Annotated in this window: 25 protein-coding genes; 12 read left to right on the forward strand and 13 right to left on the reverse strand. The window is 36.3% G+C overall.

What is annotated here, in order from left to right; translation table 11 throughout:
• Window positions 1–16: 16 nt before the first annotated feature.
• Window positions 17–1,921, reverse strand: a complete 1,905-nt coding sequence (locus QW284_04865; GenBank protein MEM0339000.1) for a CDP-alcohol phosphatidyltransferase family protein — start codon at window positions 1,919–1,921, stop codon at window positions 17–19.
• Between the two features lie 139 nt (window positions 1,922–2,060).
• Here QW284_04865 and QW284_04870 point away from each other — a divergent pair, with 139 nt between their 5' ends.
• From QW284_04870 to QW284_04880, 3 genes are all read left to right on the forward strand, one after another.
• Window positions 2,061–3,062, forward strand: a complete 1,002-nt coding sequence (locus QW284_04870) for an FAD-dependent oxidoreductase (protein ID MEM0339001.1) — start codon at window positions 2,061–2,063, stop codon at window positions 3,060–3,062.
• Between the two features lie 204 nt (window positions 3,063–3,266).
• Window positions 3,267–4,517 carry a 3-isopropylmalate dehydratase large subunit gene (locus QW284_04875; protein ID MEM0339002.1) on the forward strand — a complete coding sequence of 417 codons (1,251 nt, stop codon included), beginning with the start codon at window positions 3,267–3,269 and terminating at the stop codon, window positions 4,515–4,517.
• Window positions 4,514–5,002, forward strand: coding sequence for a 3-isopropylmalate dehydratase small subunit (locus QW284_04880; protein MEM0339003.1), 489 nt, complete (start codon window positions 4,514–4,516; stop codon window positions 5,000–5,002). The genes QW284_04875 and QW284_04880 overlap by 4 nt, the downstream gene beginning before the upstream one ends.
• A 38-nt stretch (window positions 5,003–5,040) precedes the next feature.
• On the opposite strand, the gene QW284_04885 is transcribed toward QW284_04880, so the two are convergent.
• The 4 genes from QW284_04885 to QW284_04900 form a co-directional block, all read right to left on the reverse strand.
• A complete protein-coding gene (locus QW284_04885) occupies window positions 5,041–5,829 on the reverse strand; it encodes a sulfide-dependent adenosine diphosphate thiazole synthase (protein ID MEM0339004.1) in 789 nt (262 codons plus the stop codon).
• Window positions 5,830–6,014: 185 nt separating this feature from the next.
• Window positions 6,015–6,524, reverse strand: coding sequence for a small multi-drug export protein (locus QW284_04890; GenBank protein MEM0339005.1), 510 nt, complete (start codon window positions 6,522–6,524; stop codon window positions 6,015–6,017).
• A 12-nt stretch (window positions 6,525–6,536) separates the two neighbouring features.
• Window positions 6,537–7,058, reverse strand: coding sequence for a DUF2148 domain-containing protein (locus QW284_04895; GenBank protein ID MEM0339006.1), 522 nt, complete (start codon window positions 7,056–7,058; stop codon window positions 6,537–6,539).
• 15 nt (window positions 7,059–7,073) lie between these two features.
• A complete protein-coding gene (locus tag QW284_04900) occupies window positions 7,074–7,436 on the reverse strand; it encodes a hypothetical protein (protein ID MEM0339007.1) in 363 nt (120 codons plus the stop codon).
• 313 nt (window positions 7,437–7,749) lie between these two features.
• Between QW284_04900 and QW284_04905 the strand changes: the two genes are divergently transcribed.
• The 4 genes from QW284_04905 (at window position 7,750) to QW284_04920 (ending at window position 12,040) form a co-directional block, all read left to right on the forward strand.
• Entirely contained in the window at window positions 7,750–8,457 is a 708-nt protein-coding gene (locus QW284_04905) for an ATP-binding cassette domain-containing protein (GenBank protein ID MEM0339008.1), read from the forward strand.
• On the forward strand, window positions 8,435–9,637 hold the full coding sequence (locus QW284_04910; protein ID MEM0339009.1) for a SufD family Fe-S cluster assembly protein: 1,203 nt from the start codon (window positions 8,435–8,437) through the stop codon (window positions 9,635–9,637). Before QW284_04905 ends, QW284_04910 begins: the two co-directional genes overlap by 23 nt.
• Window positions 9,638–9,757: 120 nt before the next feature.
• Entirely contained in the window at window positions 9,758–11,020 is a 1,263-nt protein-coding gene (locus tag QW284_04915) for an ABC transporter permease (GenBank protein MEM0339010.1), read from the forward strand.
• 408 nt (window positions 11,021–11,428) lie between these two features.
• Window positions 11,429–12,040, forward strand: a complete 612-nt coding sequence (locus QW284_04920) for a class II aldolase/adducin family protein (protein ID MEM0339011.1) — start codon at window positions 11,429–11,431, stop codon at window positions 12,038–12,040.
• A 9-nt stretch (window positions 12,041–12,049) separates the two neighbouring features.
• Here the strand turns inward: QW284_04920 and QW284_04925 are convergent, their stop codons facing one another.
• Window positions 12,050–12,925 (reverse strand): hypothetical protein, encoded by an 876-nt coding sequence (locus QW284_04925; GenBank protein MEM0339012.1) that lies wholly within the window; start codon window positions 12,923–12,925, stop codon window positions 12,050–12,052.
• 68 nt (window positions 12,926–12,993) lie between these two features.
• Between QW284_04925 and QW284_04930 the strand changes: the two genes are divergently transcribed.
• Together QW284_04930 and QW284_04935 are read left to right on the forward strand one after the other, a co-directional pair.
• Window positions 12,994–13,284: an ATP cone domain-containing protein gene (locus QW284_04930; protein ID MEM0339013.1), complete on the forward strand. Its 291-nt coding sequence runs from the start codon at window positions 12,994–12,996 to the stop codon at window positions 13,282–13,284.
• 177 nt (window positions 13,285–13,461) lie between these two features.
• Window positions 13,462–14,313, forward strand: coding sequence for a TatD family hydrolase (locus tag QW284_04935; GenBank protein MEM0339014.1), 852 nt, complete (start codon window positions 13,462–13,464; stop codon window positions 14,311–14,313).
• Window positions 14,314–14,326: 13 nt separating this feature from the next.
• On the opposite strand, the gene QW284_04940 is transcribed toward QW284_04935, so the two are convergent.
• From QW284_04940 to QW284_04960, 5 genes are all read right to left on the reverse strand, one after another.
• Window positions 14,327–15,493, reverse strand: a complete 1,167-nt coding sequence (locus tag QW284_04940) for a hypothetical protein (protein ID MEM0339015.1) — start codon at window positions 15,491–15,493, stop codon at window positions 14,327–14,329.
• 92 nt (window positions 15,494–15,585) lie between these two features.
• Window positions 15,586–16,779 (reverse strand): MFS transporter, encoded by a 1,194-nt coding sequence (locus QW284_04945; protein ID MEM0339016.1) that lies wholly within the window; start codon window positions 16,777–16,779, stop codon window positions 15,586–15,588.
• 38 nt (window positions 16,780–16,817) lie between these two features.
• Window positions 16,818–17,570, reverse strand: coding sequence for a mechanosensitive ion channel family protein (locus tag QW284_04950; GenBank protein MEM0339017.1), 753 nt, complete (start codon window positions 17,568–17,570; stop codon window positions 16,818–16,820).
• A 7-nt stretch (window positions 17,571–17,577) separates the two neighbouring features.
• A complete protein-coding gene (locus tag QW284_04955; GenBank protein MEM0339018.1) occupies window positions 17,578–18,312 on the reverse strand; it encodes an NAD-binding protein in 735 nt (244 codons plus the stop codon).
• A 1-nt stretch (window position 18,313) separates the two neighbouring features.
• On the reverse strand, window positions 18,314–19,021 hold the full coding sequence (locus QW284_04960; GenBank protein MEM0339019.1) for a hypothetical protein: 708 nt from the start codon (window positions 19,019–19,021) through the stop codon (window positions 18,314–18,316).
• A gap of 92 nt (window positions 19,022–19,113) precedes the next feature.
• On the opposite strand from QW284_04960, the gene QW284_04965 reads away from it, so the two are divergent.
• Both QW284_04965 and QW284_04970 read left to right on the forward strand, forming a co-directional pair.
• Complete coding sequence (locus QW284_04965; GenBank protein ID MEM0339020.1) at window positions 19,114–20,484, forward strand: RsmB/NOP family class I SAM-dependent RNA methyltransferase; 1,371 nt, start codon at window positions 19,114–19,116, stop codon at window positions 20,482–20,484.
• A 148-nt stretch (window positions 20,485–20,632) separates the two neighbouring features.
• Window positions 20,633–20,986 carry a hypothetical protein gene (locus QW284_04970; GenBank protein MEM0339021.1) on the forward strand — a complete coding sequence of 118 codons (354 nt, stop codon included), beginning with the start codon at window positions 20,633–20,635 and terminating at the stop codon, window positions 20,984–20,986.
• Window positions 20,987–21,003: 17 nt separating this feature from the next.
• Here the strand turns inward: QW284_04970 and QW284_04975 are convergent, their stop codons facing one another.
• Together QW284_04975 and QW284_04980 are read right to left on the reverse strand one after the other, a co-directional pair.
• Window positions 21,004–21,477: a deoxyuridine 5'-triphosphate nucleotidohydrolase gene (locus QW284_04975; protein MEM0339022.1), complete on the reverse strand. Its 474-nt coding sequence runs from the start codon at window positions 21,475–21,477 to the stop codon at window positions 21,004–21,006.
• A 315-nt stretch (window positions 21,478–21,792) separates the two neighbouring features.
• Window positions 21,793–22,992, reverse strand: a complete 1,200-nt coding sequence (locus QW284_04980; protein ID MEM0339023.1) for a DUF763 domain-containing protein — start codon at window positions 22,990–22,992, stop codon at window positions 21,793–21,795.
• A gap of 77 nt (window positions 22,993–23,069) precedes the next feature.
• Between QW284_04980 and QW284_04985 the strand changes: the two genes are divergently transcribed.
• A complete protein-coding gene (locus QW284_04985; protein ID MEM0339024.1) occupies window positions 23,070–24,686 on the forward strand; it encodes a glycogen/starch synthase in 1,617 nt (538 codons plus the stop codon).
• Window positions 24,687–24,697 lie beyond the last annotated feature (11 nt).

The raw sequence follows: 24,697 nt of genomic DNA on the forward strand, positions 1-24,697 counted from the left end.
TGTAGGTTAAATACAGTCAATTTCTATTCTTTAGAATATAGCCTCTAATTATATGTTCAAATGCTTTGGCAATATCTAGTAAGAGCATTGCTGCTGCAACAAATGTTATTATCATAAGTATATAGTTGCTGAGATCCCTGATTTCTTTTTCTACACCAGCTAATGCCATGGCATAGTTTACTGGGTATGTAGATAACATGATTAGGGCTAGTATAAGACCTCTTTTAATAATTCTTTGATAAACAGTTGGAGTAATCCATAACTTCTCAACCACCTTATTTTTGAGTGTTGTTAAAATTGTGATAAGCTCTTTCATGAATTTGTAGAATAGATAAACTATTGTAGCTATCTCTATAGATGCTATAAATTCCCATAGAAGAAGGTATGGACTTTTTGCACCAAGCTCAACATAGTCGTTGATTTTAACTAAAGCAGTATCTGTTAAGGGTATCAGAATTGCTAGAAGCAACAGATATAATGCTGTTTCCTCAATCAATACCGCAATTGGCTTTTCTATATAGGGCTTAATCTGACGTCTACTAGTGAGTAACGCAAACAGCTTTGACCTTGCCTTTGCTTCACTTTTGAAACTGTGTACTATCGACCTAGCTATGAAGGTCCAGCTCGAAAAAGCTATATACATTAAGCCATATTCATAGGCTTTGAAAATTGTGGCAAGTGCCAGAACAAATATTCTTACATCTCTTGTTGCCCATGGAAACTGGTTTCTAAGATGAGCCACATACTCTTTATCCTCTATAACATTACTGATATAGCTAATATATATTGAGCCTAGTAGTGACAAGGCGTATAACAGTACATATACAGTAAGCATTGTGTTGCTTAGCTGGATAGAGCCTTGCATCATCTGATAAAATACTGCAGATAGTAGTAGCACATCAACTATTCTATCAAGCAATGTATCTAGCATTGCGCCGAATCTAGATTTAGCATTGTATAAACGAGCGACTTCGCCATCCACACCATCCAGTATAGATGATAGCAAAGCTAGAAGGGCTCCGACAATACCATGTCCAGCAAACAGCAATATCGATGCTGCAACACCTATGATAAACACTATAACTGTTAATATGTTTGGATGTATGAAAACCCTAGCTTTATACATACTGATACTTATTGCTGTAGATATCCTCCTGTTGATATACCTTGACACAACACCATCACTATCCTTTACAAGGTTTCTTGACAGTATCTTCCAATAGAGTTTCCTAACCCTTTCAACGTCTTCGAGAGTGTCTACATCTTGCCAAAGATAGCCTGAGACATCAACATATCCAACAAGGTTCTCCTTAACCAAAGCATTGATCATGTCAGACAAAGTTGCTTTTCTACCCTTCTCTAAAACAGTCTTTTCTATATATGGAAAAATGGATTTGGGTATAAAAAATAGTCCAGCGTCTATCCCGCTATAAGGCGGTATATTTTTACCTGATAAAACAACTGTATTACCATCAACAACTATTTTAAGGCCTTCAACAGCGTCTCTTCCTCGGATCAGCCTATCTAGGCATATATAGAGCTTTGAGGAGTTTCTAGCCGCCTTAACAAGTTTTCTAATAGTAGCGTATTCATATACATGATCAGACATGGAAAGTACGATATCATCTTCTATGCCCATAGACTTCAGACTAGAAATTGCTTGGTAGAGTGTCCAGAGATTTCCATCACCCTCCTTAACATCTACAACAAGAACCTTTACGTCATCTCTCTTCAAAAAGAAATGCGAGACCTCTTTTCTTGTAGCAACATATATCTCAGAAATTCCAACATCTTTAAATGCACTTACTATATAATCTAGAATAGATACGCCAGGTTCCAGTTCAATCATTGTTTTAGGCATTTCAAGTGTTATGGGATGCAATCTAGTTCCATAGCCAGCTGCAAGAATTATGCCGATCATTTCCAATCTAGATATATTGTGACTTGACTTAAAATAAATTTTTATGAACATTAAGAGGGGTTGACGCTGTCTTTAAACATGGGTATGCTTATAAGCCTCATTATAACAATATATAGTCGATTCAGTAGAGGTGTAATCTGTGGAAAGAGATTTTGGTGCTGAGGAGAGGGAGATAAACACAGATGTTTTAGTGATTGGTGGTGGTGTAGCAGGGCTTTCAGCTGCTCTTTACATCGCTAGACAAAACCTGAAGGTAACTGTTGTTGCCCTTGATATCGGCGGCCAGCTTTCATATGCAAGCATAATAGAGAATTACCCTGGTTTCGATCCAGCCCCAGGCATAGAATTGGTTCTGAAGATACAGCAACAAGCTGTTTCATTTAATGCCGAGATCATAATCGATGAGGTTGTCAGTCTGGAGAAGACCAATGGGTTCTTTGTAGCAAGAACAAAGAAAGGCTTAGTCATAAGGTCTATAGCTGTTATTGCAGCATGTGGAAAGGCCCCCAGAAAGCTTGGTCTAAGCAACGAAGATTCTTTTGTTGGTAAGGGGCTGAGCTATTGTGTTATCTGTGATGCTCCACTATATAAGGGAAAGACTGTTGCATTGGTAAGCTTCGGCGAGAAAGGTGTTGAAAACATTGGGTTGCTTGCACCACTAGCTAAAGAGGTGTATTATATTGTACCTTATCAGAACGACCACAGCATAGACTATGCAAAGAAGTTTGGCAATGTAAAGGTCTTTGAGGGTTACACTGTTGAGGAGATAAACGGTGATAAAAAACTAGAAAAGGTTGTTATTAGAAGGGGGGTTGAGAAGGTAGAACTATCAGTAGATGCACTATTCGTTGAAATAGGTTTTGAAACAAGAATAGACTTTCTAAAACAATATGTAGACACTACAGAAAAAGGCGAAATCACTGTGGATAGCCTAGGGGCAACCAAAACACCTGGTCTCTTCGCTGCAGGAGACATTGCAAGCAACACCCCATATAAGCAAGCTATAATAGCTACTGCCTCAGGGGTTATAGCAGCATTATCTGCGATAAACTATGTTAATATGGTTAAAGGTGTAAAGAAGAAAGTCACTGTTGACTGGGAAAAGAGGGGTTCAAAACAGTCGAAGAGATTCAGGCTGTGAACTTATGCATTTTCGATAAAGAGGATGCTGAGATATATGATTTTCTTGTCTTAATCTTCTTTCTGTTTATAGAGAATAGTTGTCATGTCAACGTGTATCTAATATAACCTCTGATCATTTTGGATGTGATTAAAAATGTTTATGGTGTACAATAATATTTTAAGCTTTTATTTTGCGTTCAAAAATACTTTGCTTGGTGCATAGATGGTGGGTAAGACCCTTACAGAAAAAATCTTAGAGAGGGCGTCGGGAAGAGCAGTATCTCCTGGTGATGTTATAGAGGTTACCGTAGATGTTGTAGCTTTTCATGATCTAACAGGATACCATGTCATAGAGGTTATGGAAAAAACAGGCAATGTAAAGATACACAATATTGATTCGCTTGTCATAGCTTTTGACCACCTTGTTCCGCCACCAGATGTTAGAAGCGCTGAAATTCAGCAAAATATAAGGTTGTTTGCTAGGAAACATGGAGTTAAAAACTTTCATGACGTAGGCTTTGGAATTCTTCACCAGGTGTTGATAGAAAAGTATGTTTTACCTGGACAAGTTGTTATGGCGGCTGATAGCCATACAACAACATCTGGTGCGCTAGGGGCATTTGCCCAAGGCCTTGGGGCAAGCGATATCGCAGCAATTGTCTTAACTGGTAAAACCTGGCTCACTGTTCCACAACCATTCAAAATAAAGCTTACAGGAGCTCTTAAAGAGTGGCGCACGGGCAAGGAAGTGGCACTGGAGATCTTGAGGGTTTTTAAAGCAGACTATTTCAATGGCATGTCGATAGAGGTCTTTGTCGACAACCCGCAGAGCTTTCCAATGGATTATAGGGTGACTGTGGCTAATATGGGTATAGAGATGAATGCCGATACACTGATGTTTGTACCAGACTCTGTAACCGTGAACTATGTGAAGATGGAAAGAGGCTTTGAACCCAAAACTATAACTCCTGATCCAAATGCCGAGTACGTAGATGAGTACACTATAGAACTCGATAAAGTCGATTTCCTTGTAGCCGCCCCACACAGTGTTGATAATGTTAAGAGTGTTAGAGATGTGTGGGGTACAGAGGTTGACTACGTATTCATAGGTTCATGCACCAATGGTAGACTGTCAGATTTTGAGATAGCTGCAAAGATAATGAAGGGGAAAAAAGTGAAGTCAAGATGTATAGCCATTCCAGCATCTTGGAACGTGTTTAGAAAGGCTATGGAACTGGGCTACATACAAACCCTTGTGGAAGCAGGTTGTATAGTAACATATGGAACGTGTGGTCCTTGCATAGGAGGACACTTCGGCATCGCAGCTCCTGGCGAGGTTGTTATTTCGACATCAAATAGGAACTTTGTTGGTAGAATGGGTAGTCCTCAAGCAAAAATATATCTCTCAGGCCCTGCTATAGCTGCAGCAACAGCTGTGAGTGGCAAGATTGTTGAACCAGGTGATGTGATATGATAATCGAGGGAAGGGTTATAAAACTTGGTGATAAGATAGACACAGATGTTATTATACCAGCGAAACATCTGAAATACACTGATCCACAGTACCTTGCACAACACGTCTTTGAGTCTATAGACCCTGAATTCCATAAGAAAGCCAATGGCGCTATAATAGTTGCTGGTAAGGTATTTGGAATGGGATCTTCAAGAGAGCAGGCGGCCATAGCCATCAAGGCGGCTGGTGTAAAGGCTGTTGTAGCAGAATCCTTTGCAAGGATATTCTATAGAAATGCCATAAACAATGGCTTGCCCGTCATCATATGCCCAGGAATATCAAAGGAGGTTAGAGATGGGGACTCTATAAGAATTGATCTAGTGTCTGGCGAGGTTACAATAAACAATTCTAAGAAGGTTTTATGCAAAGGTTTAAGCGGAATGGCGCTAGAGATACTATTGGCAGGTGGAATTATAGAGTACCTCAAAAAGATTAGAAAGGTTTAGAAATGCATTAGATATTCTAAAAACACTTTTTTGCTATGCTACATCGATTTCAGATCTCTAACAATAATTTCAGCCACCTTCTTGCCGGACAGCAACATTGAACTAAATATTGGTCCCATCCTAGGCAAGCCATATAGCGCTGCTACAGACATCCCTGTTGCATAAAGTCCTGGCAAAACTACACCTGTTTTTTCGACAACAATCCTCTCCGACAACTCTGAATATGCTGACCTCTCTCCACGTAAAACAATGTTAGATTCGGGTATCTTCTTAGCCACTATCTTAAGAACCTCAGCATCGTGTCCAGTAGCATCAACTACGGCCTTCGATCTTATGAATAGAGGATCTACATGAAGACCTGATAACACCACTGCACTCCATTGAATTACAACTCCAGTTATCCTCAGAGGATTCTCCCTATAAATAACATCCTCCACATGCACACCATTAATGATCTTTGCACCAGCATCAATAGCACCAGTAGCTAGCTTAGCCATTAGTTCTGATGAATCTAAAACATATAGATTCTCTTCTTCATCTTTTTGAAACCTAATATTAAAATCCTTTAGAATTGGAATGGCAGACTCGTCGACAACTATTTTATGGAATAGCATGCCTCCACCACCTATACCACCACCAAAGCTAAGCCTCCTCTCTAAGACTATCACCTTGTAGCCCTTATCAGCAATATATTTTGCGGCAACCATACCGGATGGGCCTGCACCAACAATCACCACATCAACACTTGTTAACCTAAGCAGATCAAGCATCGTATTCCTTATTATGCTTCTTGATATTCTTTCCTCAAACGTCTTATCCTCAACCATTGAAAACACCAGTTAGAATACCTCATTTATTCACTATTTAAGGTTTAAACTATTGAGTTTATACACAGCAAGTAAATTCTCGTCACAGCTTCTTATAATCAGAGAATAATTAAATGGTAATGTGCTTTTAGTCAGAAAACGGAGATTCGTCACCTATTGGCTTGGTCTAGGACTCATCATCTATTTTATGGTATGAGAAACAATTTTTTAAGTATTGCTAAGCCCAATAAACACGCTATCAGCACTATTGCTGATGCCCCAAGAACCCCTGCTTCTATTGATATCAAGGCTTTTTTCCTATTCATTCCTAACAAGAATGCTATGAGCGATGCTGTCCAAGCACCAGTTGCTGGAAGGGGTATAGCAACAAATATTGCAAGTCCCAACATCTCGTATTTTTCAAAGCTTTTGCTTTTTCTCTCAGCATATTTTATAACCCATGTATATGCCCTTCTGATTTTCTCTGGAACCAATCTAGAATTTCTTATAAAAGCATCAATGTATTTTAATAGATATAGAACAAATGGAGCCACAAGAAGATTTCCTATGATCGAGGCCGTGACCCCCAGTGCCAGTTTGCCAAAGTCATTATGAAAGTAAAGGAATGATAGTGATATACCCCCTCTCACCTCAGATATGGGTAGAAAAGACATTATAAATATAATAGCGTATTGGACTATTATCACAAGATCCATTTTCACCTATCTCTATGAAGTTTTCAGCGGAGACCACGTCCTATCAAAGTATATGTTCTTTGGATATGCAGAAAGTGGTATTCCAAACACGTAATCTGCTTCTATGAGTTCGAGCTCTTGGGCTGCTACACCAACGCTAAACATTATCCTGTTATCGACGTTCAACATAGACGCTATCTTTGCAGCTGATCCTATGGCTATGCCAAGGTTAACCAAGCTACACACAGTATCAGCATCTAACGCCCATTTTGATGGTGTTTTCAATCCCATTTTAACATTCTTACATCCTATTAGAACCACGGCCACGCTCCTCCTAACATTATTTGCATCTCTGGAGAAGAACTCCCCGTATTCCTTGGCCAGCTCCTCCATTTTCTTAGCTAGCAACTCAATCTGCTTCTCATCGCTTATAACCTTGACTACGATGTTGTCAACGCCTCTTGCCTTGGGAGCTGTTATGGCGGAGACCGTCATCAGGTTTGCAACATTTAGTATAGAATTGCGGATCAGGTCCTCATTGATCTCATGTGCCATAGTTTTGCTACCTTGCTATTTCCTACCACTTCTAAATAATTTAATTTTTATACCATTATCTATACAGAACTTGTATATCTCATCACTAATGCTAATAGCATTGGAGTACAAGACCAATATAGGCTTTGCCTTTATTGTCTTTGCCTTTTCAACCAAGTTTCTTATTACATCTAAACTTAGTTTTTCCGGCTTATCCACAACTTCTATTGCATAAATACTCTTACCTCCTCTAGCCACAATATGTATTGGTCCATATCTCGTTGGATGCTTTATCTCTATTGATAGCCCAGCTTCTAAGTACCTCCCTGCAACACTGCCTATAGCACCATATTTTTCCTCAAGTTTTTTAGCTAAATAAACCTGCTTTGCAGTAGCCATTAATTACCACCTATATAGCGAAATATTTTAAACATGGTCTTTAATTCATTATTTGCATATTTAGCCCAAAATAAAAAGTTTTTTATATTGTTAATATGCAATACTTTGATTTATCTTCCCAATGTTCACATAAAAAATGGCTGTTTGTCACAATCATCGATTTATATTTTCTCAGCATTTTTCTAGCTTATATCTGTTCTCATAATGAGCTTATTTATATTCCGTAGAAATAACTTCATGTAAAGAATGACTAAAATTTTCCATAAAATGCGTATTTAAGGTATCAATCTACTCTCTAGAGACCGGTGATCATATGGATACTGTGTTTAGCATTAGAGGCTTGAACGTGGTATCTGGAGGAAGGCTTGTCGTTAGAGGTGCTAGTTTAGATGTCTATGAAAATGATGTAGTATTTCTCTTAGGTCCTAATGGTGCGGGGAAAACAACTTTTTTAAGGGCTATCATTGGTTATCCTGGATACAGCATATCTTCTGGTAAGATTATTTTCGAAGGTGAAGATTTGACTGACAAGCCAATTGAGTATAGGGTTGCCAAGGGTATTGCAATAGGTCATCAAATACCTCCAAAGCTCTTAGGCATAAAGGTTTTTGACCTACTATCCTTACTTTGTAAGAAGAATAAATGTGATGTATATGAGATTGCAAGGGAAATGTCTATAGAGCATCTACTTTATAGAGAGTTTGGTAAAGGCTTTTCTGGGGGTGAATTAAAAAGAGTTGAGATAGCCACACTTCTTGCACAAAAACCCAAGATCGCCTTAGTTGATGAGCCTGACACAGGTGTTGATGTGGATTCTATAGAAATTATTGCAAAGGGTTTGAAAAAATTGGTTGAAGAGTCTCCATTTAGATCAATTATTATAGTCACCCACTCAGCCTTTATAACAAGATTTATAGAGCCTAGCAGGGTGTGCATAATGATCAATGGAACCGTTTCTACTTGTGGAGATGAAAACTTGTTATACAAGGTGATGAAGCATGGATTTAAAGGATTGGCATAGCAAATTAAGAGAAAAGGCATTAAAGGCACTGGATAAGCCGTCTCCATATGGTCTAGACATAGATATATCCCAGTATCTTGAACTTGGGGAAGTTGAAAGTATATCTAAGGGTCTTCTTGATGTATCTAAAGCTGAGGAAGTTGGGGTTAACTTAAATGCGAATGCCTTGTACATTCAAGTTGATCAAAGCTACTTTAAGTATTTGAGTAGAATCCCTGGTGTTGAGGTGTATAGGATTGAGGATTTCATCGAGCAGAAACCTGATGAGGCAATGGAATTTGCTTGGAGGCTTGTTGACCCATCTACAGATAAATTTACGGCTTTAGCTTATCTTAGAGGTAGGGGAGGGTATTTCATAAGAGTTAAGAAAGGCAGTAAAGTTGACGAACCTATAATGGCTTGCTTGTATATGAGTTATAAAGGCCTTCAAGCACCGCATAACATTGTTGTTGTTGAGGACGGTGCTGAAGCAACTGTCTACACCGGTTGCACAATCGCTCCAGAGGTTCTAGGACTTCATGTCGGTATATCAGAGTTCTTTGTTGGTAGAAAGGCTAAGCTCAGATTTGTGATGGTGCATTCCTGGAATAAAGTTGCTCATGTAAGGCCAAGAACTGTTGTTAGTGTTGATGAAGAGGGGGAGTACATATCATACTATGTCAATATATCGAAGGTTAAAACACTTCAGACTTATCCAAAGGTTTATCTCTCAAGTAATGCAAAGGCGTTCTTAGCATCTATTCTACTTGGCTTGGAGGATTCTGATATAGATGTTGGTAGTGCAGCATATATAGAGGGAGATGGGGCATCGGCAGAACTTGTTTCAAGAGCTATCGCAAGGGATGAGTCAAAAATTGTTATGAGAGCTCAAATCACTGGTGGGAGAATGGGCAAAGGTCATATTGATTGTAGAGGTCTTATGATGTCAAACAACTCGCTTATACAAACAGTTCCAGAGCTCATAGCTAAACATCCCGATGTGATCTTAACCCATGAAGCATCTATAGGGAGACTTGCAGAAGATGAGATAAACTATCTTATTAGCAAAGGTTTTTCTAGGGACGAAGCTATTTCAGCATTGGTGAGGGGATTTGCAACCATAGATATAAGTGACTTGCCTGAAAAGGTAAGGAACTATATAGAAACTATAGAAAAGATTGTTTCAGAAAAAGCTCTATAACATATTCAATTAATTAATTTTATATCCGTTTTATTTAGTAAAAAACTGCTTCACAAAGCTCATGTAGATTTATTTTTTAGTTCAATAATTCTATAGATTGACGCTACTGAGGAGTGGGTTATGCCTCTTGGACAACTCGTTATAAGAGAGATCAAAGCAATGATTAAGAACCCTGCTTTTATAGCATCGCTAATGTTCATATTCTTCTTTTACGGATTCATTGGAGGGGTTACTAGAGCAGGTATTTCTCAAGCTGTGCAGGAAACAACGAGACTAGATGTTGGGGTTGTGACTGAGGAGAATAATCAGTTTGTGGAACTTCTAATAAATAGGCTGAATGCGTCTTTAGGTGGTGGGATTAAGGTTTACTCGTCTATTGACCTTGCATTGAACAAGAGTTCGTACGTTATAGTACTTCCAAGAGGTTTCACAGATAATGCAACTGTGGGGAGGCCTGCTATGATATGGGGCTATGCCAAAATAAATGATTTCTCTCAAATAAGTATACAAGCAAAGACTGGGATCCTTCAAACAATTGCATCAATATTGTCAAAGACTATTACACAAGCACTGAGCATTTTAAACAATATTTCAATACCCCAAGAAAGACCTGTTATCATAAACCAAAATATAGTTGCTTTCGGGAAGGTGTTGAGCACACAACAAATAAATAGCTATATTCAGGTAGTCACAGCACTAATTTTCATTCTGTCTTTTATGATGGGTCTCACAACATCTTCTGCTACTAGCATCACAGCTATAGAGAAGGTTGAAAAGGCATTTGAAATGCTTCTTTCTCAGCCAATACCAAGAAGAGATATAGTAATTGCAAAAATCATTGGCTCTGTCGTCATGGCTTTTGTAACAGGTTTTATATATTTCCTAGCAATGTTTTTTATGATAGCCCAAATTTCGCAACCCATAGCTAGTGAACCAAATCTATTTGCAACATCATTTAACTTGACCATCTTCACATCTGATTTCATAGTTTTCGTAATAATATCACTTATCATAGGATTGATATACAGTGGCGCTATAGGAGTCTTGATAGGCTCTATATCATCTGATGAGAGGACAGCAGGAGTTTTAGCAATGCCGATAACGCTTCTATATTTCGGATTTGGCATTGCAACTCTATTCATTTCCATACCACTTAATATTACAACATCAATTTTATACGGCGTTTTAGTCGCACCAATGATATATGTTCTTGCCATAGCAAAACTATCTAACGCAATACAACTTGTGGTAATCTCACTTACATCCTCGATAATAACATGCATTGTGATTATTGCTGTAGCAACACACATATTTAACAGCGACATAGTGATAACAGGAATAAGACTTTCATTTACACAAAGAAAAAGAAGCAATACATACTAGAAAATCTCCTAATGAAAATCCAAAAGCTTATAAGGTAATACTGTTTTCACTTAATAAAGACAATGTTGTTTCTATATCCTTTATGATGATGAACTTTTCGGGGAGCAATGAAAGATGATGTGGCGGTTACCCATCTGAAGACACCTATCAAGAATTCTCTAAAGCCGAATTAAGAAGATGATCCATTTTCCGCACAAAGTAATATGATGTATCCAATAGATGGAGATTGCATTCTGAAAACTAAACTACATTCAATTTATTGTGTATATTGAAAACCTTTTATTTTTAACCATGTTTTTGATGGTGTAATTGCTCTATTTATATGTGGTAAAAGTATATTTGATAATAATTTTATATATCCTAACTTTTATATTTTAAGAAAGTCGTATCATCTTGGTTGTCCTATCTATGCCAAGCCTTGTCTATAATGAGGAGAAGATTAAGGAGGATATAGTCAATGTTATGAGAAACTTGTATAGAAGGGGTTTAGTATCCGCCTTATCTGGTAATGCAAGTATTAGAATTGCTGGAACAAACTATGTCTGGATTACTCCATCAGGAGTGTTCAAAGGCGGTCTTAAAGTAGATGATCTTGTTAAGATTGATTTGAATGGGAATGTTGTTGAAGGTTCTAGAAAACCATCAAGTGAGTGGAGGTTTCATGTAGCCATATACAAGGCTAGACCTGACATAAATGCCGTTATTCATGCTCATAACCCTATAACCGTGGCATACTCAATTGCTGGTCTAAGACTTGATGAGTCTTTGCTTTCTGAGGTTATGATATTCATAAAAAGGATTGAATATATTCCTTATGTGGAGCCAGGTACGGAAGCACTTGCAAGACTTGTAGGTGAAAAATCTGCTACTGGCTGTAATGCAATAGTCCTTGAGAAGCACGGTGTTATTGGCATGGGAAGAGATATATACGAGGCTGAGATGATTGTAGAATCTCTAGAGGATCTAGCATATGCCCAATTTCTATCTAGGTTAATAAGATTTTTGCATGAGATTCATTGATATCGAAAATTAACTAAACAATATTTTTATCAATTCTTCGAATACACTGTCATACTCTATTTCACTTGCTCTAGGCCTTAAACTCAAAATATTATCGGGAGGTAGATGTTGAAGAATATTATATGTCCTTAGACCTGCCTCACTAAATCTCTTGATGTTCTCGAATATAATGTTCTTTACCTTCGCAATATCATTGTAAATAGCGACAGCCGTTGGCATAACAATAAAGATTCTCGTTACCTTATCTAGTAATTTGATGTATGGCGTTAGGGCATCATTAAAAGATTCCACTATGACGAAGTTCTTTCCTTGCAGCAATTTCAATAAACATTTATTAAGATCCTCTTCGACGCTAGCAGATCTCAGCTTTGCAATAAAGTCTTCAGCGCTTGCATCCTCTGCTTCAACAATAATCGAAAACTCCTCTACAATTCTCTGGATATGGGGCGATAATTTTGCTACATTAGATCTAAAGATGTAGTGTTTTGATGTGCCATACTCGCAATTGCTATATCTTGCCAATACCATTTGTCTAAACTGGTTACTCAAATCCTCTAGATAGGTAATCAGATTTCTATTTAATATGTATCTCGTTGGATCAGGAGGCGCTAACATTATATCAATAGGATTCATAATCTGTGGTTTATCACCTAGTTTTAAATACGAGGTATATTTAACAACATCTTCGCCCAAAAGCATCTTAGCTCTCATACTATATTGAAAGACCTTGTATTGACTCCATAGATTGTGACCTGCAACAGGTTTGAAAACTGCTACACCATAACCTTTCTCTAAAATACTCTTGGCTAAACCTATTGCAAACCATGTCTTTCCCGAATCATACGTCAAAAGACCGGAAACAAGTATTATATTTACTTTGTCCAATTTTCTCACAATGTTTTGAAAAATTTATAATGCTTAAAAATTCTCTAAATATTCACGGGTGGAAAAAATTGGGTATTACAGTTGTAAAAAGGGATGGATCTAAAGAAGAATTCATACCTGAAAAGATAGTTGTTAGTTGCTTAAAGGCTGGTGCAACAGTAGATGCTGCAAGAAAAATAGCTAAAATTGTTGAAGCAAAACTATTAGAGCAAAATGTTAATGAGATTAACGCTAGAGATTTGACCAAAATGATTTTAGAATTGCTACGAAGAGAAAATGAGGAATGGTACAGGAACTGGATAATATTTGACAGAGCTGTTAAGAAGAGGAAAACTGAAGAGGAGCTCGGAAAGCAGTAGAGCTTTAATGTTGTAACCAAAGCATGATGAAGAAGAGCCGATATGATTGATGATTGCTTTATCCTCAGCTGAACATATGAATATAATAAACCTTATTTTTGTTTCATGAGGCAAATTACCTAAAAATCCAGAACAACCTTGCTTATACGGACTTCTGATGTAGGTGATACCTTGAGAATGCTTTTTGCAGATGGGCATCTACATACAAATCCTATTAAAGGCTTAGGTGCTAAAACCATTGCAAAGAAATTCAAAGATGTTAATGGTTGGTTCATGGTTTTGGTTGGTCTATCACCAAAAAATTTAGGTTTTGAAATGAATTTTGATGGGTATGTGAAAAGCATTGAGGTATTGCTTAAGGAATGTGAAGTTGTTAGGAAGGAGGGATTAAAGGTTGCTTGTCTATCAGGCATACATCCTGCTGATATAGATGATTTAGTTGTTAGAAATCCAAGAAATGGTGAAAAAATCTTGGACTTGGCACTAAATATACTGAATTACATTGGTAAACTAATCAAAAGTGGTTTAATAGATGGTATTGGAGAAATTGGGAGACCACATTATAAAACAATTCCAGAATCTTTTATAGCAAATTCAATTATTTTGAAACATGCATTGGATCTAGCCAGAGATCTAAATTGTTTTGTACATCTTCATCTTGAGCAGGGAGGATACCTAACAGTTTTAGATATTGAAAATACTGTGAAGGAGCACAAGATTAACAAGTATAAGATAGTATTTCACCATTCCGACATTCTAACATCAGAAGAGGCTTTAAAAAAAGGCTTTATTTTTACAATTCCTGGAAAATACCAAATACTGAAAGAAGCATTTAGAAGATTTCCGCCTGATTATATAGTTGAAAGTGATTTCATCGATGATCCAAAAAGACCTGGCGTATCTTCATACCCATGGCAAATCGTTGAAAACCAGCTGAAGTTATTAAATGAAAATGTTATTGATGAGAATTATCTGTGGAAGCTAAATGTTGATAATATTGCTAAGTTTTATAACGTCTCACCACCTTAGCCTTAGAATAATATTATAATATAAGAGGAATTGCTGTTGCTAAACCAATTATCATTGCTATGAGCAAGAATGTGTGTTGTCCTAAACCTATTGTAAGGCCTCCAATCAATGAGCCCATAATTGATCCAAGTTCTCTAAATATAAAGTATGTTGATGTTCCATAGCCTGCTTGTGTAGATATATAAATGTTGTAAAGGGTTATATCTAGTATCATGAAAAGCATTGATGATACTACTATGTATAACAACAGATGTAACACATTTGATATGAGACCAAAGCCTATTGTAAGAGCCACTAAGCGCAAAAGAGATACTGTAAATGCGAATACACTACTCGAGAAATCTGCATTCCTTAGTAAGAGGTTTATCAAAGCAGATATTATGGCTGCTATCCCATATACCTTCCACATATCAGTTACCACAATCTTGGATTTTACAACCAGTGGTACTATGGTGAATATATAATCTCCTACTGCCACGCCCCCTGCTATAGAAATCAATACTTTTATAGGCGAGATGCTCTCTATACTGTCCCAAAACCTAGCAAATATTTCCACAGCTGTCTTTGGTCTATCTATATATAGCAAAGATGATGAGGCTTTTATATAATATCCTATTCTATCCAGTATCTTATTTAATTTGTAGAATCTTCTTTCAAATGCTATGATTAGTGAAGGCATTAAAATAGCTGTTATTGCAATACACAATAAAACTGCATAAAATATGTTAATAATAGATGCCACACTAAGTATAGATGCGATGACCAGAGTTGAGCCCCTAGCAATATTGCTTACCACCCTGTTATATAATGTCATTCTATTCCATGAATCACTATCAAAACTTTCCAATGTTGTGACGCTTATAGCTAGATTTAAAGAGGCTATTGCAATAGCATGCAATATATAGAGGAAGAAGCCTATAACGAAGCTGATGTTATTGAAAAAGTATGTTATGAGAGATACACAAAGCAATGTTATTGTGCAAAGCATTTTATTTGATCCGTGATCGGCGAGAATACCTAGAACTTTGTTAGCAATTATGTATGCAATGCTCCACATAGTACTTAGAATACCTAGGTAGATCCCATTAACATTTAGAGAATATGCTATGTAAATAAATAAAAGGGGATCCAATGCAGACAGCATTCCATATGCAATTATTGATATGATGTGCCATGCCAATGTTATGACCCATTCTCGTGTTTTCTAGCATTTAATAGTAAAAAAGGTTTTTACACATAAAATAATTCAAAGTAAGTCAAAAGTGACTTATTTCAAAGTTCAACTATATTCTTTCTGGCATAAAAGTATGTGACTAACCTTCCTAAGAAAGATAATACAAATACTGTATTCATCATTACAAAGCTTATTGACGCAACTGAGGCACCAATTTTTGATGCTATCCCTGCAAAAATGTTTGTTAAAATACCAAGCAGAGAAACCATGAATATTCTATGCTCCTTACCAAGGTATATATTGTAAATACCTGTTATTAGGTTAAAGGCCGACCAGCTAAAACCTGAAAATACATTTAACGCAATCTGCTTTTCCATAGTCGATGACATCAAGAATAATGCTGGCACAAGTGAAATTGGAATTATACTGAACATCATTATTCTCTTTCTAGAAATCCTATGCGATATTTTACCTAATACGTAATTCCCTAGAGCATTAGCTAGTGTGCTTGAAATGGTATTTAAGGAAATCCAGTTTTCATTGCCTTTAAATACCTTTATTATGTAAAAATTCCATAAGGCATTAGGTAGGTTAACAAAGAATGTGAAGATAGACATGAATACTATGTATCCTTTAATGGCGTCGCTATTGAGAAGCTCTTCGAATTCCTTGAATAACACAAAAATAGATAAATTTTTATTTTCCCTTTTGTTCAAGTCCTTCATGAGACATAAAACCGTTGCTGAAACTATTGCAGTAATAAGAGCTGTGATATATACCATTCTATATGCATAGCGAATGTCACTGAAATTGAATATAGCAAGAGAAATAGCCAGCGCTAACACAGATGATGCCAGCGTATAGAAATTAACCCTGCCAAAAATCTTAACAGCTTCTTGCATTGGTATCATATCGCCAATTGTATCAACATATGCTAGGCCGCCTACAGCCCCTGCAAGTTGTGCAAGTGAAACAAAAAGATATATCAAATTTCCATTGATAACATCAGAAAATCCTGCTAATGCCCAAAAAAGAAGGTTTGCTGAGGTGAATATCTTCCACACAGTTACTCTTCCAGCTCTAAATTTGTTAACAATGTATGATCCCAAAACATTTCCTAGAGAAACCATTAACAGATTGAGCAAGGTTATATTTCCTAATCTATTGGCATTGAATCCTAGAGTCTTTATTGCATATGGTTGGTAGTATGTAATGGAAATTGTTGTTGAGAAACTGTAGAAGATAGAGTGTATGACCCAAATTTTATAGAATTTAATCCATTTTCTCTCCAATTCGAATCCTCACTAATGTTCTTCTTATTAATGTTTTTCTATGCCTTAATTCTTGCCTCGGGAATTGCTGCTCGAACTTCTTTTTCTAGTAGTGTAACAATCTTTTCTAGTTTCCTATAGTTAATAATGCGTATTTCCACTATGAATATAGATGATTCGCCCACGGTTCCAGCATAGTTAATTTCTGGTTCTGTAACCAATTCTTCTTTGATTTTCTCTATTGCTTGTTTAACAATTTTTTCTGCATATTCAACATTGTATGATGAGGGTATTAGTATTTGAAGCCTTGTTAAAAGTCCTAGCATTGTTAGCCTGTTTGTTACAATACTGTTCAATATCTTTGAGTATGGAACAAAGACTTTCTCAGATTTTGCTGTTTCACCCCAGATTCCAAGAGCGCCAAAGTCTAGTACATGAATGTTCTGCCCTTCTATTTCAATCCAATCACCTCTTCGTATAACACCATGGTATCTCACGTAGATCTCTGCACCAATATTTCTAAGCACGTCATTTAACATAACCACTATTGCTATCCCTATTACTAGAAGCAATATAGAGAATATTTGAATCTCTGGAGCAATTATGTTGGCAGCAACTATTGTAGCAACCAAGTATAAGAAAAGCTTTAGAAACTCAGCAAGGCGGGCAATATACTCTGCTTCAGCTCCTTTAAAGAATATTTGCAGTAACTTGGTTAAGAACCTCGTTAAGGCATAGACTGCTACAATTACTATTACTGCTGCAATAATCCTGTAGATTAGTGGCAATAACGCGCTAAATAGTTCGTTCATGATCTATCTAACCATATTCTCTCAATCTAATTATGTCTGAGTATCTTCTTGCATAAACTTCTTCGTATTTTCTAAAAAGTTTTTCTATATCTTTCAAAGTTTTTTCGACATTTTCTTCAAAACCTGCCAAAACTATATAGCTACCAGTCTCAAGCACAGAATTGTCAGGCATCTTATTTCCGAATCTACTAAAGCAAAATACTGCAATTCCTGGCTCATATTCCTTAGCTATTTTTAGAACTTCGCTGACAGGTATATTAAACAAAGCTCTTCTAAGTACTCTGTATGTAGCTATTCTAAATTTAGGTAAAGCGGCTATAGGCGATACCTCAATCCAAGTATCTGGATACATGAGTGTGTACAGGTTGCTATAAAGAAATTCGTCAACATTTATAATGTATGTCGCACCTTCATTTATTAGAAGATCCCTATTATTGGTATTATGAAGCAAGGCAATTATTATTGGTATTGCAAACTGTTTTATAGCTTTCAGTATAGACACATTTTTAGAGTCTTCATCTTGCGCAAGTATGGCCATATCATATTCCTGCAATTCTTGAATTGTTGAAAGTTGCTCTAGATTATCATTCAAGTATTTGAATTCATATCCATAGTATTTACTCAGAGCCTCTACCTCTTCATCATAACTTATAACCAGTACCTTAGGCCTTGGTTTGAGCATATAAACTACATTCAGTATGGGTCTTACATATTTCTTGCTTACAGCTATGAATACCTTCAATTTATTGTAAACCCTCTATAAGTTTTTCTCCAAAGTCTTTTTCAACAGCACCATATTTAACAGAAACTTTTATAATACTTCTTGCTAGAGATTTTATGAATAAATCCTCCATTCCATTAAAGATATCGGGAATTGTATCTATACAATTGTTATTCTCAATTCTAATACTGGATTTATCATTGATTAGGATATTCAATGCCGCTAAATGCTCGTAACTCCATAGAATATTCTCATTGACGTCAAGATACTTCTTAAGACCAATGATAATGGAATATGATGGAAAGGCCAAATCATGTATACCTAAGACGCTTTTTAATATTGGAATGACAACACCATTATATAGCCTATCAAAGTTTTTGGATGAAAGAGGTGCAGACAAAAATATTTTGTATTTGCCCAACTCTAGGTCTTCAATAGCTCTCTTTATTGTGGATTTATCAACACATTTAGAATCAGCATTCACTAATACCGTTATTGGCTGATGTACAATTTCCATGGCTTTTCTTATAGCATAGCCTCTAATAAGAGGCGGATCTATGTAAAATGTAGGCACTTTTTCTATTATTTTAGATTTCGGATGGCCATAAAAAACCAAGTACTTTTCTGAAAAAATATTATCACTAAATAGCTTCTTCAATTTCTTTATATGTCCTACAGTAAGCCCTATCAAAGACGTGTTCGAGGTTTCGTTTTTTAATGTTCTCAGCATTTAATGCACAACATTAATAACCTGTATAGGGGTATTTGAATCTTTGTAGTCTGTAACCATCTTCTACTAAAGCATGATAGAGGGATTAATGTATGGGTTACATCGTACTTACAGAGAGAGATATTGAGGCTCTTGTTAAAGCTGTTAAACTTGGAGAAGTAATTAAGCCAAGTCAGCAAGCGAAAAGAGATGTCTTTAATGAGTATGGAATTAGTGGAACTTATAAGGATAGAATACTTACAGCGATATATTATGATATTTGGAGGAGAATAGGAATAATAGATAGAATAGCTTCTGAGATAACAAATATTCCCAACATAGTTATCCTAGATCCGTGGCTACGAGCCGCATTAAGGGTTGCAATAGAGATTCTGGTTTTTGAGAGATTTATTAAGGAAGTTAGGTACAAGGATTCTAAAGATATTTTTGTAAAATATTTTAAGAGAAGAATAGCTAAAGTCCTCTCTAACAATACCCATCCTTATGTTGGGGCCTATTTTTGGGAGGTTATAGACAAGATAGCTACATACAAATGGACTCCAAAAAGCCTTAGCGAGAAATGGGAGTATAGATATATGATTTCACAACTGATAATAAACAAATTACTAGATCTTGTGGGGGTTAATGAGACTAAGAAAATTCTTAAAGAATTCAATAAAGTGTACCCCATAAGCGTCAGAGTAAATATCTTGAAAAGCTCTGTAGAGGAGGTTGAAGAGGGGCTTAGAAAAAATGGCATTAAACCAGAAAGAGGCAAGTATGTTCCAACAATTCTCAAGTTTAAAGGACCCTACGACTTTGATAATTCCAGTCTCTTTAGGGAGGGGAAAATAGTTATTCAGGAGGAGGCCTCGGCAATGGCCTCATTAATACTGAATCCAAAACCTGGTGAAACTGTTATTGATTTGTGTGCTGCACCTGGGGGTAAAACAGAGCATATGGGAGAATTAATGAAGAATGAAGGGATCATATATGCTTTTGACATAGATGGTTTGAGGATAAAGAGAATGAAAGAACTCCTGGATAGAACTGGAATTAAAAACGTGAAAATTTTTAAGGAAGATGCAAGGAAGGCACCAGATATACTAGGTGAAAGAATAGCAGATAAAGTGTTACTCGATGCTCCTTGTTCATCTAGTGGCACAATAATGAAAAATCAGGAGTTAAGATGGAGAATCACCCAAGATAAAATAAATGAGTTATCACAACTTCAATTGGAGTTACTAGAAACTGCTATAAAACTTACCAAGAAAGGTGGTCGAATACTCTACACAACATGCTCGCTTTTCAGGGAAGAAAACGAAGATATTATACAAAAAATACTTATAAAATACCATAATAAACTAAGACTAATTCCTCTTAATGGTCCATTTGATCAAGGATTTATTCCAGGAACTATGAGAGCTTGGCCTCATAAGCATGAAACCTACGGATTTTTTTATGCACTTTTAGAGGTGTTGTAAATAATTTATACATCATTTCCTCTCTGATAGACTTCTAAACCCATAACTATGAATTAGTTACATAATTATATTTAATTAAACTTATAAGTATCTTTAGCCAAAACTTCTATCCAACCACAGCGTCTGCATACCATATGAGGTTATTAAAATGTCCAAATTTAGTAGAATGAGCATTCCAAAAAATGAGGAGGATATTCAGAGAATTAGTGAGGAAATAATGAAAAGCGAAGGTGCTGAGGAAGAACATGAACATGAAACCATATCTACGGCAAACCTTGATATGATTTCACATCAGTTAGCACATATACAAGAACTTCTTATTCATGTAATTCAAAGCATAAGGGAACTTAGAGACTCTGTCGACGGTTTAGCTTCTGCTACTAGAAGAAGCTTGAAGACTTTGGGTCTTGTTCAATTCATGAATAATGTCAATGATCCAGAGCTACGGTCAAAGATATTGGATCAAGTATTAAAAGAGCTTGGCATAGAGGCAAAGAAATAGCTTTACATTAACATAAACTATATGTTCTCTCTTTGATAAACCCCTTTGTAAACAAATTTTGTTTCCTTATCAAGTCTTATGAAAACAAGTTGTGCTATTTGAGCGCCTCTTTCTATATCTATCCCATTCGAATTGAATACTGTTAGAAGCCCTTCTCCTCTCCCTTCATAACCAGGATCCCATACAGCTGTATATATTGTTGCACCACTTCTTAGTAGAGTAGACCTTGGTATTGCAAGAGCTATTGCATTGTTTGGCACCTTCACAATTTCTTTGTATCTGATTTTAAATGCGCCAGGCATTAAATGATATATTCCATTATCTATTTCAATTTCTTCAACTTCTGCAAGCTTTCTAGAGTTTTTAGCTAACAATGCCTTTCCTTTGAAAGCGAAAACCTTATCTAAGTGTAATTTAATACCACTGCAGTCAATATCTTCTTCTCTAAGGCCGAATAGTGCCATTATAGTTTCTGGTGATAAGACTGTCATGTTTATCACCAATACATATTCAAATAATGTGATTATAATAGAAATTTCATTTAAAATTGGAGGGCCGTGACCTTTTAATATTAAAGAGCCATTTCTAAAGAAAATAATGATTAACAATGTTTTAGTGCAGGGTTTTATTATGTGTCTTGGCTATCTACAGACCTATTTAAGATTAAACCAAGTCTATAGACTGTAAAATACAAAGGATATGGACAATACTATTAGTGCTTGATATCTTATTAATCTTCAAAATCTGGCTCAAATCCTAGAGGTAAGTAAACCATAGCTATTTGACTTTCGGGTTTTTACTTTATATCAAGCTTGGGTTTGCTCTTTGACTAATATTTCTCTAAACATTTTGTATAACCTTTCCAATGCTCTTTTCTTTGTATTAATGTCCAGCTTAGATTCTTGAATGGCATCTTCGAGAAAGTTTATAGTTTGCTTCATTAAATCTATTTTAACTGGATATGGGATCCCATCTTTTCCTCCATGAGCATAAGAATATATGAAGGGATCAAGAGGGTGGGTTACAGGATCTTTAAATGACGGTCTTGAATGGTATATCACATCAGCTACTAGGGCTAATGCCCTAATAGTCTCTGGTCCAACTCCTTTTGATAGAAGAAGTTCCTCAAATGTATGTGGTTTTAACTCATTTAGTTTTTTTAATACGTGTTCTATTCTTGCCATGTTTACTATTGGTCTATAGATCTGTTGCTTAATTTTCTCTATTTCTATGCTTTGAGTATTTTTAGAATCGTATAGGATTCTATTTGAAAGCCATTGTTCAAGACCTTTATCCCCTCTGATTACCCTATTTACATATGCTATTTCTTTTAACAAACTATTGTATGAAGTTGATGATACTACTTCTAGTATCGTTTTTCTGCTTTGCTCAGCTTCACGATCTATTAGATTTAGCGCTAAACCAATATTGTTGCACGCTATGCCACTATGTGGATCTTTATCAATTCTTATCATTGAATTTCCATGAATATGATATCTCCTAGCAAGTCTTGTATTTGTGTTCATCCCTTGCTGTATTATTGTCCAAAGACCATTTTCACTTAATACAATGCTGTGTATATAGAGTGTATAGCCATCTTGCAGTGCAACACCATCTATTTTAGCACCTAGCTTACTAATGGTTTCAATATAATTAGGATTGATACTATCATCAAGCTTCTTTGTCTCATTAATTATATTCCTAGAGTCGGCACCTTTCCCTCCTAGGACGGCTATTCCAAGATCTTTAAAAGAGTTTGCATCCGCAAAGCTTTTTAGCATATAGATAACAACTGTTGTAGATCCACTACTATCCCAGTCCATTCCTATAACATTATTAAATGCTTGAAACCAGTAAGGGTCTGAGACTCTTCTGACAATTTCATCAGGTCCAAAAACCTCGTATATGTAACTAAGTATTGCATGGGATAATCTCTTCATATAGTGTAGAAGATTTGGAGGAACCCTACCATCATGTAAAATGAGTTCTGCAAAACTTGACTCCATAAAGTGCTCCTCAAATATATGCTTTATTTAGCTAGGTTTATAATCTTAGAGTGCACTAAAAATACTAGGAAAAACCCTTGATTAATGCACCTATAAAAATTAGTAATGTGTGGTTATTAACATTTGAATTCGATGAACTAGCATCATTAGGTGGCCTAGGGAGAGCTGTAACACTATATGCAAGAACGCTGAAGAAGCTTGGATATAACGTAACTGTTTTTATGCCTTCTCACGGCAGGCATCTCTCTACAATGCATAGACAAGCATTTAATATTAAATCAATTGAATGGTTTAAAGTATGCAGATCTAGGAGAGGTCTTGACGGAAATAGTTATGACTATTGTATTGGTGCTGAGGAAGCCAATGTAAATGGTATTAAAATTATTATGTTCAAAGGCCTTGATGCAACAACTGGTAGGTTCCTCGATAATTGGTATATATATGCTTATGCTGAGGAAAAAGCATGTTTATTTGCAAAAGGATTGCAACATTGGATAGAGATCACAAATGATGTGCCTGACCTCATACATGCTAATGACTGGACCTCTGCCTTGGCAGGGACAATGGCTAAAATATTGTATGAGTTGAGAGGTTATGCAATCCCTTTTGTATATTCAATACATTTATTGTCTGGAAAATCGTTTCCATGGCACTATGCATCCTGTGAATGGTGTGGCATCCCAGATGTATGTCACAGAATTTGGATTCCAAATAAACATATCTTCACTTGCACAAGAATATTATGGGATAGTGTAAGAGGTGATGTTGATACTTTTACCTCTATTGAGGCAGACGTTATGGCCACTAACAGTTGGGGTTATTTAAGAGAACTATTATCAAGATTTGGAAGTTGGTTAGAGGAAAAGTCATTTGTCATTCACAATGTTACTGATTGGAAAGAAGATGAAGTTGCTAATGATAGTCTAGCCCTTTTTGGAACAAGTAATAGGAAAAGTATTAGAGAAATTGTTGTTAGGGAATGGGCAAATAATCTAAATGTGCCCAAAATAGGGTATTTGAATGAAAAATGTAGATACATAATCACTGCAGCAGGCAGGCTAACATCTGCAAAGGGTTTTGACATACTTATAAGGTCACTAGACCATACATCAAAAGATGCGTGCTTAATTGTGTTTGGGCTACCTGTTGGAGATTCTGGCTACGAACATTACCTATCTATGCTTATTAGTGAGCGGTGGGGAAGAGTCCTACTCTTTACACAAGCTGTTGATCAAAAAATATTGAAAGCTGTTATATTTGCCTCAAATGCATTTGTTGTTCCATCTAGATATGAGCCCTTTGGTATAGTATCTATAGAAGCACAGGCTCTTGGCACACCAGTAATTGTCTCAGAAGTTGGAGGTCTCCCCGAGACTGTCATAGACTTGAAATGGGACTATATAAATGGTACAGGTGTTGTTGTCGCGCCAGAGGATGCTCATGCCTTTGGAGAAGCTATAGATGATATAACCAAATTTACTGAAGCAATAGATTCAGGTAATAGAAGCGAACTTGATAAATTGAGGAGTGGCTGGGCTCGCGAGGTAATTAAAAGAAATGCCAACATTAATATTAGATTGAATTGCATTAATTGGATCAATAGAAGTTTTAGAGAAGACAACTTAGCCAAACTCCTGCAATCATGCTATGAAAAAGCAAGACAATATGCATATTTCAGAGCTGTAACTATATAATACAACTATGT

Origin of the sequence: Ignisphaera sp. (assembly GCA_038735125.1) — an archaeon.
Lineage (GTDB): Archaea > Thermoproteota > Thermoprotei_A > Sulfolobales > Ignisphaeraceae > Ignisphaera.

Coding starts and splice junctions, on each gene's coding strand:
- QW284_04965 (MEM0339020.1), top strand. CDS start 19,114: ATGGGTTACATCGTACTTACAGAGAGAGATATTGAGGCTCTTGTTAAA.
- QW284_04905 (MEM0339008.1), top strand. CDS start 7,750: ATGGATACTGTGTTTAGCATTAGAGGCTTGAACGTGGTATCTGGAGGA.
- QW284_04885 (MEM0339004.1), bottom strand. CDS start 5,829: ATGGTTGAGGATAAGACGTTTGAGGAAAGAATATCAAGAAGCATAATA.
- QW284_04900 (MEM0339007.1), bottom strand. CDS start 7,436: ATGGCTACTGCAAAGCAGGTTTATTTAGCTAAAAAACTTGAGGAAAAA.
- QW284_04880 (MEM0339003.1), top strand. CDS start 4,514: ATGATAATCGAGGGAAGGGTTATAAAACTTGGTGATAAGATAGACACA.
- QW284_04910 (MEM0339009.1), top strand. CDS start 8,435: ATGGATTTAAAGGATTGGCATAGCAAATTAAGAGAAAAGGCATTAAAG.
- QW284_04890 (MEM0339005.1), bottom strand. CDS start 6,524: ATGGATCTTGTGATAATAGTCCAATACGCTATTATATTTATAATGTCT.
- QW284_04920 (MEM0339011.1), top strand. CDS start 11,429: ATGCCAAGCCTTGTCTATAATGAGGAGAAGATTAAGGAGGATATAGTC.
- QW284_04980 (MEM0339023.1), bottom strand. CDS start 22,992: ATGGAGTCAAGTTTTGCAGAACTCATTTTACATGATGGTAGGGTTCCT.
- QW284_04975 (MEM0339022.1), bottom strand. CDS start 21,477: ATGACAGTCTTATCACCAGAAACTATAATGGCACTATTCGGCCTTAGA.
- QW284_04960 (MEM0339019.1), bottom strand. CDS start 19,021: ATGCTGAGAACATTAAAAAACGAAACCTCGAACACGTCTTTGATAGGG.
- QW284_04895 (MEM0339006.1), bottom strand. CDS start 7,058: ATGGCACATGAGATCAATGAGGACCTGATCCGCAATTCTATACTAAAT.
- QW284_04865 (MEM0339000.1), bottom strand. CDS start 1,921: ATGATCGGCATAATTCTTGCAGCTGGCTATGGAACTAGATTGCATCCC.
- QW284_04970 (MEM0339021.1), top strand. CDS start 20,633: ATGTCCAAATTTAGTAGAATGAGCATTCCAAAAAATGAGGAGGATATT.
- QW284_04915 (MEM0339010.1), top strand. CDS start 9,758: ATGCCTCTTGGACAACTCGTTATAAGAGAGATCAAAGCAATGATTAAG.
- QW284_04935 (MEM0339014.1), top strand. CDS start 13,462: ATGCTTTTTGCAGATGGGCATCTACATACAAATCCTATTAAAGGCTTA.
- QW284_04875 (MEM0339002.1), top strand. CDS start 3,267: ATGGTGGGTAAGACCCTTACAGAAAAAATCTTAGAGAGGGCGTCGGGA.
- QW284_04950 (MEM0339017.1), bottom strand. CDS start 17,570: ATGAACGAACTATTTAGCGCGTTATTGCCACTAATCTACAGGATTATT.